We start from the raw sequence: 10,538 nt of genomic DNA on the forward strand, positions 1-10,538 counted from the left end.
TGGATTTTGGATTTTGGATTTTGGATTTTGGATTTAAATCGGGATCTATTCCTCATGACTGTTGACTGTTGACTGTTGACTGTTGACTGTTTGGGCATTTGAACAATACCGATGCAACCGGAAACGATTTTAGATTAAAACCTGGGTGCATTTGGGTTGAAAAACCAAAAATACAATTTAGATGCCACACAGCCAACTGTCAACAGTCAACAGTCAACAGTCAACACTTTTCTAACTTGCAGCTTCATTCACCGGGAATCTATCGATTAACTGCATCGCCCGACAAGCATTTTTCCGCAAAGCATCCGAAACATGAGGAACATGAGGAATCTGAGACAAGAAATCCAAAGTCCGGCGCAAAATCCGCACCACATCCCCTTCATCCAAACTCGTATGGCTAATCAGTTCCAGCCATTCCACGCCCAGAGCCCACTGTTCGACTAAAGTCACTAAATCCCGTTCCAGCCAAATCGGGATCGCAGCTTCATGACGGTACTGAACTTGAAACAACCGGCGACGCAGGCCTTTTTGTAGATTGTCCAAAGGTGCCAAAACTTCCGGCGACAGCGAGTAGTGAGTCCAACTGTCGGGCCTGGAAACTTCTGTAACTAAGGCCGCGCAAGCAGCAGCGAGGTGGTGGGGGTCGAGTTCGTCAAACTCTGCAGACATCAGCGACAAACCCAGCCATAGTTCGTTATCGCCACGAATGGCGGCGCAAGCTTGGCCCAAGATTGTGGGCACTAACCTGTCGGAGGAGTCATCTCGGTTTCCAGTTGCCGAAACTACTCTTTCCAAGCAGCCGAAATTCAGCAAGATGTCGATTAAGTTGAGAAATTGCTCCCAGTAGCGAGCTCGCTGCTTTTCTAAGTCTTGTTCGCTTTTGCGAACTTCTTTTTTCAATTCTTCCCGGCGGCGCTGGCGTTTGAGCAAAGTACCGGGATTGCCCCATTGTAGAACCGGGTGAATTTCTAGCTGAGCTTCTAGGGCTGCGATTTTCCGCTGTTGCTCGTGAGCCTCTGGGCTGGGTTCTGGTGTCGGCAATTGTGGGATCGATGCAGCAATTGAAGCAGTTTCTTCAGTTCCCAAGCGGCACTGGCCGAGTCTCAGAGCCATTTCCGGCGGCGGGTTCAAGGTATCTGCAACGCTCAAGCGGGGTAATTCGGCGTGCAGGGTAGCAACATCGCTAATGGCGACGATATACCAGCGGTTATCTTTGCCCAAGCACACCAAATTTGGAGCTTGGCCCGAACCTGCGATTTTGGCAACCAATACGGCGGGTACAGGATTTGTGTGCGATCGTTTGGCTGTCGGAACGTGCTTACCTTTGAGACTCAGAACCGTGCCGAGCACTGCAAAAGCTACAGCTACGGACATCTCCTTAAATCTGGCTTCTTCAGCTTGCTGCAAGAGAATTTTCAGCAAACGTTTATCTTCTTTGAGTCTTGCCTGCAATTTTTCGTAATGGGCGAGCTCTTTTTCCAGGGTGGAGACATTTCCTCCGGCCGCCAGGGACTGTTCAAGCACCGCCAATTCTGTTTGCAATCGGTCTAATTCTTCTTGCTGGGGCTGCAAGTACAAGGTAGACAGGTATTGACCGAAACTCCGCTCTACCAACTCTTGAGCTTCGTCGAGAGTGTGTGTTTGCAGCAAATTCAGCACCATGCCGTAGCTGGGCGTAAACTGACTGGCGAGGGGGTCGGCTTTGGCTGTTGCCAAATAAGAGGCTTCTTTTGCGCCTTCAAAGCGCGTCTGAACTGCGACCACGTGCCCCAGCTTGTCCATGCCTCGCCGACCAGCCCGACCGGCCATTTGCAGGAATTCTGAAGCGTTTAGCAGCCGGTGTCCCTTGTCGGTGCGCTTGGACAGGGTAGAAATGACTGTGGTGCGGGCGGGCATATTAATCCCGGCGGCTAGGGTTTCGGTAGCAAATACGACTTTAATCAAACCTCTGCCAAAGAGTTCTTCTACTAAACCTTTCCAAGCGGGCAAAATGCCTGCGTGGTGGGCGGCGATGCCTTTTAAAAGTGCTTCTTTTTGACCGAAGCGTTCTGCTTCTGGGTTTCGCTGTAAAAAATCATCGATGATGCGTTTGAGTTCGGCTGTTTCGGCTTCGTTAACCAGGGAGAAATTGCCGACTTCTGCGACTGCTTGGTCGCACCCGCGACGGCTGAAGATGAAGTAAATTGCTGGTAGCATATCTCGATCGTCCAACCGGGCCAAAACATCGGTCAAACTCGGAGTGGGGATGCTACCTCTTTCTACTTTTTGCCCCTTCTTTTTGGGGACTAACCGGACATTGGCTCTTTTGCCGGTCTCGTCTAGCAGGGGAAATATCCCTTTTTGGTTGGCGAAGTGGAATTGCAGCGGTACTGGCCGAAAGTCTGAGTAGACGAGCTCTGTGGGCCCGTGGACTTTGTTAATCCAGTCTGTGAGTTGCTCGCTATTGGCAACGGTTGCTGAGAGGGCGAGCAGTTGAATTTCGCTCGAACAGTAGATGATGGATTCTTCCCAGACGGTACCACGCTGGCGATCGTTCATGTAGTGACACTCGTCGAGCACCACGGTTTCGACTCCGGTGAGGGAAGTACCGACTTCTCCGATCGGCGTACCGTAGAGCATATTCCGAAATATTTCGGTAGTCATCACCAAAATCGGCGCATCTCGATTGACGGAGATGTCGCCCGTCAGCAAACCTACGTTGTCGTCTCCAAATTGACTGCGGAAGTCGCGCAGCTTTTGGTTAGACAGAGCTTTGAGGGGAGTGGTATAAAAGACGCGCCGCCCCCTAGAGAGTGCTTGATGGATGGCGTATTCCCCGATTAACGTTTTCCCGGAGCCTGTGGGAGCGCACACGACAACCGATTTACCTGCATCGAGGGCGGCGATCGCCTCTCTCTGAAAGTTATCTAGCTCGAATGGAAATATGGTCTTCAGATCCAGCTCTGGGCGGTTCTGGGCAGTGTCTGGCACAAGGATTATTATAAGGTTGCAGGGTAAGTATGCTGAAATCTTGCTACAAGCAAATCAGCAGAGGACTGTACTGATTTTAAACCTTCGCCACCAAATCGGCTATGAAGGAATAAGTCTGTTGGCAGTTGGCAGTTGGCAGTTGACAGTTGACCGAAGAAATTTTTGCCTTCTTCACGCTTGACTTCTTCCCACTTCCCACTTCCTCTTCCCTCTTCCTTCTTCCTTCTTCCTTCTCTATGATTCCTGTTATTTCGACTATTCCTGTGGTGCAGCTTGCTTCGGGCGATCGGCTTTCACTGCAAGTCTATCAGTTCCAAGGTGCGATTCCCGGCAAAAAAGCTTATCTCCAATCTAACCTCCACGGCGCTGAGATTAGCGGTAATGCTGTGATTTACCAATTAATTGAGTTTTTAATGTCTTTAGACAACAGCCAGTTAAGCGGGGAAATTTGGCTAGTTCCTGTTTGTAATCCTGTGGGTGTCAGTCAGCGATCGCACCATTTTTCTCCTGGTCGCTACAATCTTTATGATGGGGTAAATTGGAACCGGATTTTCTGGGATTTTGAAAAACAAGGGGAAGATATTCTGGGTTTTGCTAAGTCTCACATCCATCTCGATGCCGATACTGTCAAAGTTAATTACAGAAAAGCGATTGCTTTGAGTTTTGCGAAAGAGTTGGCAAAAATTAACGCTCCTAGTTGCCGCCCCTACAGCGAACTTTACCGATATCAGCTACAATCTTTGTGTTTGGATGCTGACTATGTGCTGGACTTGCACAGTTCTACGAATCAAAGTTTAGATTACCTTTACTGTTTTAGTTCCCGCGAGGAGAGTGCGAAAGCTTTTTTGCTCGATCGGGCTATCTTGATGAACGAGTACGACGGCGATGCTTTTGACGAGGCGTTTCTCAAGCCTTGGCTGGCTTTGGAGAAGAGTTTGGCAGAGTTGGGAAGTGCGAGCGAATTTGACGTGGAAGCTTGGACTTTAGAATTAGGTTCGGGGATGGAAATGAATCCCGAGTCGGTGGCGAATGGCTTGCGGGGCCTCAAAAATTACTTAGCAAGTAAGGGTTTATTGAAACTAGATGGATTTCCCCTCCCTGAAACTGCGGCGCATCAAGTTATTTTTACCCCCAAGAATTCAGTGAGCAAATACTACGCGCCGGCGGGCGGGATGATTCAAAATCGAGTGCAATTAGGGAGTTATGTCAAAAAGGGCGATCGGCTTTATCAAATTCTCAGCTTTAATAAGAATGGGGAATTTCCGAGTTTGGTTGATGTTTGTGCGGAGTCGGATGGTTTCATTTTTGATGTTTCGACAAATCAGTCAGTAAATCAAGGAGAGTATGTGTTGTCTATGATGGCAGATTGAGAATACCAAGAAACCCGCTTTCTTCAAAAAACCGGGTTTCGGAAAACCTATTGGTAGTCGAACCATAAATTACGATATACTATTGAATAGGGCTTGTTTAAATTCCGCTGCACTTTTATAATAAATATCAGGATTGTCAATTAAAGCGCGATCGATAACGGTGGCTAGCGGTTGAGGAATCGCAGAAGTGCGATCGCGCACAGGCACAGCATCAGTTTGCAAAACAGCCAAAAACGGGTCTTGATCCTGCAAATTGCGCGGGGAATATCCCGTTATCATCACATACAAACAAGCCGCCGCAGCCCAAACATCAACATCCGGTTGCGCGTACTTATAATTTACTACCTGCTGTCGCGGCATAAAATACGGCGTGCCCACAACATTACCAGTCATCGTTTGGCCGCTTAAACCCGCTTGGTCAAAAGCCTTTGCTAACCCATAATCCCCAATTTTGGCAACTTGTTTCCCACCCACATTCGCCAGAAAAATATTCCCCGGTTTCAAATCCCGGTGAATCAAACCCCGTCCTTTTGCAAAACTACCATCAGCCAATCTAACGTTGGGAATTTCTGCATTATGGGTGTAAGTTAAACCATCTAAAACTTGCAAAATAATAGCCACCGCCTCACCAATCGGCAAAGTGCTGAAACCGCGTTTTTCCATCAAATCCACAACACTGCCGCCGTCGCAGTATTCCATCGTGAAAAAGAAAGTTTCATCAGCATAACCAAACTCTTTTAATCCTACCACATTCGGATGTTTTAAAACTTCCATATTTTCAACTTCCCGCAAAAACCAATTAACAGCCCGCTGATTTGCCGCTACTTTTGGCAGCATCACTTTCAGCGCAACTTGTTCGTTAGTTTGTTTGTGGCGAGCCAAATAAACTAAACTAAAACCGCCCCTACCCAATTCTTTGAGCAAAACGTAATCGCCGAGAACTCCCATATTGCTTTCATTCGCCACAGCTTTCAAAAGAAAAGCTTGCAGCATTTCCCACAGATTTGCTTGATTTGAGGGAATGACAGGGGGTGTTTGGTGTTGGAGAGTTTTGACAATTTCCGGGTCAAGGGCAACGCCAACTCGAAAAGAAGTATGGCTGAGTGTAAATTCATCTCCCCCTTGCAAGTCGTATTCTGGGAATTGAATTTGAGCAGCTTCTTCGGGAGTTTGATGAGCTTTTCGCTGACCGATTTTTTTGCCATTAACAAAAGTGCCATTTTTGCTACCGAAATCCCGCACCCGGATATCGGGAGGATTGATATCTAGCAAACAGTGATAGCGGGAAATGGTGCGGTGTTTTTCGTCGTCGGGAATCTTAGGATAGCAATCTTTGGCGCGGCCAATAATGCAAGTTGTGCGAGTGTCAAAGATGAATTCTCGGCCTTTGAGATTCCCGGAAGTGATGGTGAGGGTAACTTTTGAGCTCATATCGATTTCGTATTTGGGATTTTGGACTATCGAAACTCTTACTCCCCCCCTTAACAAGAGGCTAACTCTAACTCCCCCCCTTAGCAAGGGGGGGCTGGGGGGGTAAAACGCCCGATGTTATAAACGATTTAATCTAATCTACCCTCCTAACTCTTACTCCCCTCCTTAGCAAGGAATTAACTCTTACTCCCCTCCTTAGCAAGGGGGGGCTGGGGGGGGTAAAACGCCCGATGTTATAAACGATTAAATCTAATCTACCCTCCTAACTCTAACTCCCGCCCTTAGCAAGGAATTAACTCTTACTCCCCCCCTTAGCAAGGGGGGGCTGGGGGGGGTAAAACGCCCGATGTTCTCAGCGATTAAATCTAATCTACCTAACTCTAACTCCCGCCCTTAGCAAGAAATTAACTCTAACTCCCCCCCTTAGCAAGGGGGGGCTGGGGGGGGTAAAACACCCGATGTTCTCAACGATTTAATCCCCTCTACAATAACCTCTAAAACCCCATCCAAATTATGATAAACATCCTCATTAGTAAACCTCAAAAAATTAATCCTTGCCGACTCAATAAACTCTTGCCTTTCTGCATCATATTCTACAGCGCCATCCACAAAATGGCTGTCACCATCAACTTAAGCGTGCTAACTTGATTTCCGGTGAATAAAAGTCGATCGCAAATGCTGCTACACTATATTGTCTGCGAAATTTACAATTCTCAAGCTGTCTGTTTCTGATCCGTTTCCATAGTTCCTTTTCAGCTTCCGTCATTTCTCTGCGAAGCTTCTGCCGTTTGAATTTTTCAGAGCTTTTGTTGTAGAGTTTTGTCATTGTTCTACAGGATTTTAACCCCCCCCAGCCCCCCCTTGGTAAGGGGGGGAGTAAGAGTTGTTTGAGTTTTATTGTTGGTTGTTTGGTATTTGTTGTTGATGCAAATTACAAATTTTGTTTCTTGCGTTATGGAGTTTGGAAGCTGTTGGTGGGGAGGTAGAAACCGGGTTTCTTCCTGAATCTGGGTGATGATACATAAATTATCGCAGAAACCCGGTTTCTGAGATTGATTTTACTTTGATTATTTGCTCGTTATGTCCCGACAACCCCGTCGGAAACCTAGATAGGGCATGGCTTCGTGGTTTTGGGCTTTGTTATAAATCTTGATGAAATCCTGAAACGCTTAGATGTTACAGTCTACAAGTCTCGACGCGAGAGAAGAGTACCAATCCCTCATCTAGTCCCTGCGGCCACACCCTACTGGGGAGGTGAGCTTCTGGTGCTTTCTCTGAAAAAGTGAGGTCGTTTTCGTACAGCCATGAGTCATTTTTGAACCTACCTATCAGATACCAAAACTTCACCCAAACTCCTCCATTACGCTCCCTGGTTCCACCCCAACTTTGATAGATGCGCTTCTGCACCGAAAAGCCGAAGCGCCCATTAGAATATTTTACCCAAAGTTGGTCGATGGTAGGCAAGTCCTCGCAGGGAAATTTATCAATACTTTCTGTATCCAGCCATCTTTCTTCCTCCCTACCCGCCACCTTCAACATAACTCTCGCCGTTTCCTCATCGGCTTCTCGCCACTTTTTAGCCGCCAATAAATTCTGCAAATTTGTATAATCCATCCCCACGGCTGAAATCACTCGCGTAGTCTCAGCAGCCACTGGTTTTGGTATCAGCAAATCCAACCATTCCTGCACTGACTGCGGGCGATTTTGCGGTTCCAACTCCATCCCTTTCATAATCGCGGCATTCATCCTGTCGCTAATCTGAGGATTGAATTGCTTTGGCGGAGTTAAAGGAATATTTTGCTTCCTGAATTGCGAGGGAAAAGGCTACTCACCAGTCAACATGACATAAAGCGTTGCTGCTAGGGAATAAACATCTGTATAAGCACCAAGTTCAGCGCGTCTTTCTAATAGTTCGATTGGTGCGTAACACTCAGTCCCGGAATTGCTATTTGTCCTCAATTTCCCCGGTGCCGTCACCTGTCGCGCTAAGCCAAAATCAATCAAAACTGCACCCCCCTGGCCCCCCTTACTAAGGGGGGGAGAAGAGATTTCTCCCCCCTTATTAAGGGGGGAAGAAGAAATTTCGCCCCCCTTATTAAGGGGGGAAGAAGAGAAGGGGGGATTTTCTCTTACTCCCCCCCTTACCAAGGGGGGGCTGGGGGGGGTTCTTAACATAATATTTTGGGGTTTCACATCGAGGTGAGTAAATCCTTGCTTGTGAACAAAACTCAGCGCGCTTCCCACTTGTTGAATAATTGGCAAAGCTTTTTCTTCGGACAAAATGCCGTTATCTTCGAGATGGCTAGCTAAGTCAATTCCGTCGATTAATTCCATCACCATGCACCACAATTCGATATTTCCCACCATTTCGGGAAATACTTCGTAAACTTGGACAACGTGGGGATGGCTGCACCGGGCTAAAGATAAAGCTTCGTTGACAAATTTGGTTTGGAATTCGCGAAAGTTTGGCTTACCTTGAACGTTGGCATTTAAGGTTTTGATGGCGACTGTTTTATTTTCTTTGCGGTTTTGGGCGCGGTAGGTGACACCGAACCGGCCACCGCCGAGGATTTCTTCGATTAGGTATTTGCCTTGGTGTAGTTGTTGTCCGGGGGGCCAGTGCCTCATGATGGGTATGTGAGGATGTAGAGAGGATGGTTTTGATTATAGCTGAGACGGGGGGAGTTTGTTGGATGCACGCTCTAATTTGTAGAGTGCATCAGTGAGTGCAGATATTCTTGATTTTTGTGAAGATTCATGCTGACGCACCTTACGATTTAACGTTTTTGTAAGGTGCGTCAGTGCGGAGATTCTCGATTTTTGAGAAGATAATGCACACTGACGCACCCTACAATTTAAGGTGACGGTTTATGGTTGAATGAAAATACCGATCGCATTATGAACTCTCGCAGCAGTTGACGGAGGTCGATCGAGCAAACTACCTCCCAAATACAAACTCGTCGAACTTCCCCCATCCAAATTTAAAGCCTCCACAGCACCCATTTGCTGCAATATCTGCGCCAGTTCTGCGAAATTTGGCCCCGCCCCGCCCGCGCGATTGTGTACCGCTACAATCAGCAAATTCCCCGCAGCATTTCGCCCGATCGCACTTCTAATTGCTGTCTGTCTAACATAGGCATCGCTAAACCCTTCCGCCCTAGCATCCAGCACAACTTGACTGTTTTGTACCAACACCGGCCCGCCGCCGAGAATGTACGGAAAACGGTTGAAATCAGCCGGAAAAGTGTTAGTTTCTAAACGCAATAAAGTGCCGATAGAGAGTTCAGATGCAGGGAAAAAATCGGCACGCAAAGCCAAAATATAACCGTTAGCTGGAATGGGAAAAGTTGTTGTTCCCACCGCACCTCCGGGGGATTGGCTGACAACCCTATCGCCCGCAACTGTCACAACTATTTCATTGCCAGACAACGGAGTATAAGTTGTTCCCCAATCAGAATTGTAGCGACCGATTCCCGGTTGTATGTAGGCACTATTGAGATGAGAAACAGGTAAAAATTGATTGGTCGGATTGATCACAGTTTCTTGCAAAGTCAAACGATCTATCGCAAATTCTCCCCGATCGTTCCAGGCGATCGCCCCCCGGTTCAATATCGGCCCGGAAAGCCATTTATTGTCCCGCCGAATTGCGCCTAAAGCTAAGCGATTTATCCGATTGAAAAAACCTGCATTAATCGCCGCAGCCACTCCCGAAACTTCTGCTGTTTGCAATAGAGGTGCAGTGCCTTGATCGGCAGGCGGATTGCTGAGAATTGGTCGAATTTTTACACCAGGTTGACGCGGATTAACTTCTAACCAAACTACCGGAAAACGCGCGGTTCCTAAATTCTGATATTGCTGCCGCCACTGCACACCGGGCGCCCAAACAATGTTTTTTTCTACTAACGAATCTGGCCGAATGTCGATAACTAATCGATTGGGATTTCCCAGGCTGAAAACTTGCGGCCGCCAACCCAAAGGAATCGTCACTTTAACTTTGGTTTGAGCGCCGTCAGGTTCGACTTTTAGTGATAGCAATTGTTTGCTGGTTGAGAAAGTCTGCTGAATTATGGCGGGAGCGATTTTGGCATCGATCGCGATCGACCATTCTTGACCGGCGATCGGCACTGCGGGCGTTATTTGCAGCGGGAGGGCGGGTTTGGTCGGGTCGTCTGGTGTTTCGAGGTTTGGCGTGGCGCGGAGGTTTGGCAGTGGGATAGCGGGCTTTGTGGGGTCGTCCGGGGGGTTGGGTGTGGGTGTCGGCGACGGGATTGGTTTATTGACAAAGTTAACTTGCCAAGGGGCGGGGCGATCGAGATCTACAACAATGCGATCGCCCGATTCTATTTCTGCTTGCCGAATTCCGGTAACACTTGCAGTTTGAGAAGTAATTTTTAGAATATTCCCATCAGCAGATATCTCCCAGCCCGCAAGTCTAGCAAAATCGGTAACATCTAAGTAACGATACGGGCTTGTTACGCGCGCTGCTAAGCTTTGAGCGCCGGTTAAAGATACCGAAAACCACTGCACCGGTTGTTTGGCACTGTCGGCGCTGCTGAGCAAATCCACTCCCGCACTTTGCATCAATCCAACATCAGCAATCCAAGTTCGGAAATTCCCAGAAGTGCTGTTTGCCGGCTGCTGAGTCCAAGTTAGGGGGAGAATGCGGCCGTTTAGAGACACTTGGCGGCCTTGTCTAATTATCGAAGATGGCGGTACAGATTGAGCCAAAAACCTATATTCCGACAGGGGTTTCAACCCCTGTCTCAT

8 protein-coding genes are annotated in these 10,538 nt (G+C 47.8%); 1 reads left to right on the forward strand and 7 read right to left on the reverse strand.

Annotation, left to right across the window (positions count from 1 at the left end; translation table 11 throughout):
- Positions 1–231: 231 nt before the first annotated feature.
- On the reverse strand, positions 232–2,970 hold the full coding sequence (locus QUB24_RS12800; protein WP_333153527.1) for a DEAD/DEAH box helicase: 2,739 nt from the start codon (positions 2,968–2,970) through the stop codon (positions 232–234).
- Positions 2,971–3,206: 236 nt separating this feature from the next.
- Between QUB24_RS12800 and QUB24_RS12805 the strand changes: the two genes are divergently transcribed.
- Positions 3,207–4,340, forward strand: coding sequence for a succinylglutamate desuccinylase/aspartoacylase family protein (locus QUB24_RS12805; protein WP_333153528.1), 1,134 nt, complete (start codon positions 3,207–3,209; stop codon positions 4,338–4,340).
- A 69-nt stretch (positions 4,341–4,409) separates the two neighbouring features.
- On the opposite strand, the gene QUB24_RS12810 is transcribed toward QUB24_RS12805, so the two are convergent.
- The 6 genes from QUB24_RS12810 to QUB24_RS12835 all read right to left on the reverse strand — a co-directional run.
- Positions 4,410–5,771 carry a protein kinase domain-containing protein gene (locus QUB24_RS12810; RefSeq protein ID WP_333153529.1) on the reverse strand — a complete coding sequence of 454 codons (1,362 nt, stop codon included), beginning with the start codon at positions 5,769–5,771 and terminating at the stop codon, positions 4,410–4,412.
- Positions 5,772–6,194: 423 nt separating this feature from the next.
- A complete protein-coding gene (locus QUB24_RS12815) occupies positions 6,195–6,380 on the reverse strand; it encodes a DUF559 domain-containing protein (RefSeq protein WP_333153531.1) in 186 nt (61 codons plus the stop codon).
- 16 nt (positions 6,381–6,396) lie between these two features.
- A complete protein-coding gene (locus QUB24_RS12820) occupies positions 6,397–6,597 on the reverse strand; it encodes an endonuclease domain-containing protein (protein ID WP_333153532.1) in 201 nt (66 codons plus the stop codon).
- A gap of 350 nt (positions 6,598–6,947) precedes the next feature.
- Positions 6,948–7,517: a GUN4 domain-containing protein gene (locus QUB24_RS12825; RefSeq protein ID WP_333153533.1), complete on the reverse strand. Its 570-nt coding sequence runs from the start codon at positions 7,515–7,517 to the stop codon at positions 6,948–6,950.
- Positions 7,518–7,595: 78 nt separating this feature from the next.
- Positions 7,596–8,399 carry a serine/threonine-protein kinase gene (locus tag QUB24_RS12830; protein WP_333153534.1) on the reverse strand — a complete coding sequence of 268 codons (804 nt, stop codon included), beginning with the start codon at positions 8,397–8,399 and terminating at the stop codon, positions 7,596–7,598.
- 240 nt (positions 8,400–8,639) lie between these two features.
- The coding region (locus QUB24_RS12835; RefSeq protein ID WP_333153535.1) for a phosphodiester glycosidase family protein at positions 8,640–10,538 on the reverse strand (1,899 nt) is incomplete at its 5' end.

Origin of the sequence: Microcoleus sp. B9-D4 (genome assembly GCF_036705105.1) — a bacterium.
Lineage (GTDB): Bacteria > Cyanobacteriota > Cyanobacteriia > Cyanobacteriales > Microcoleaceae > Microcoleus.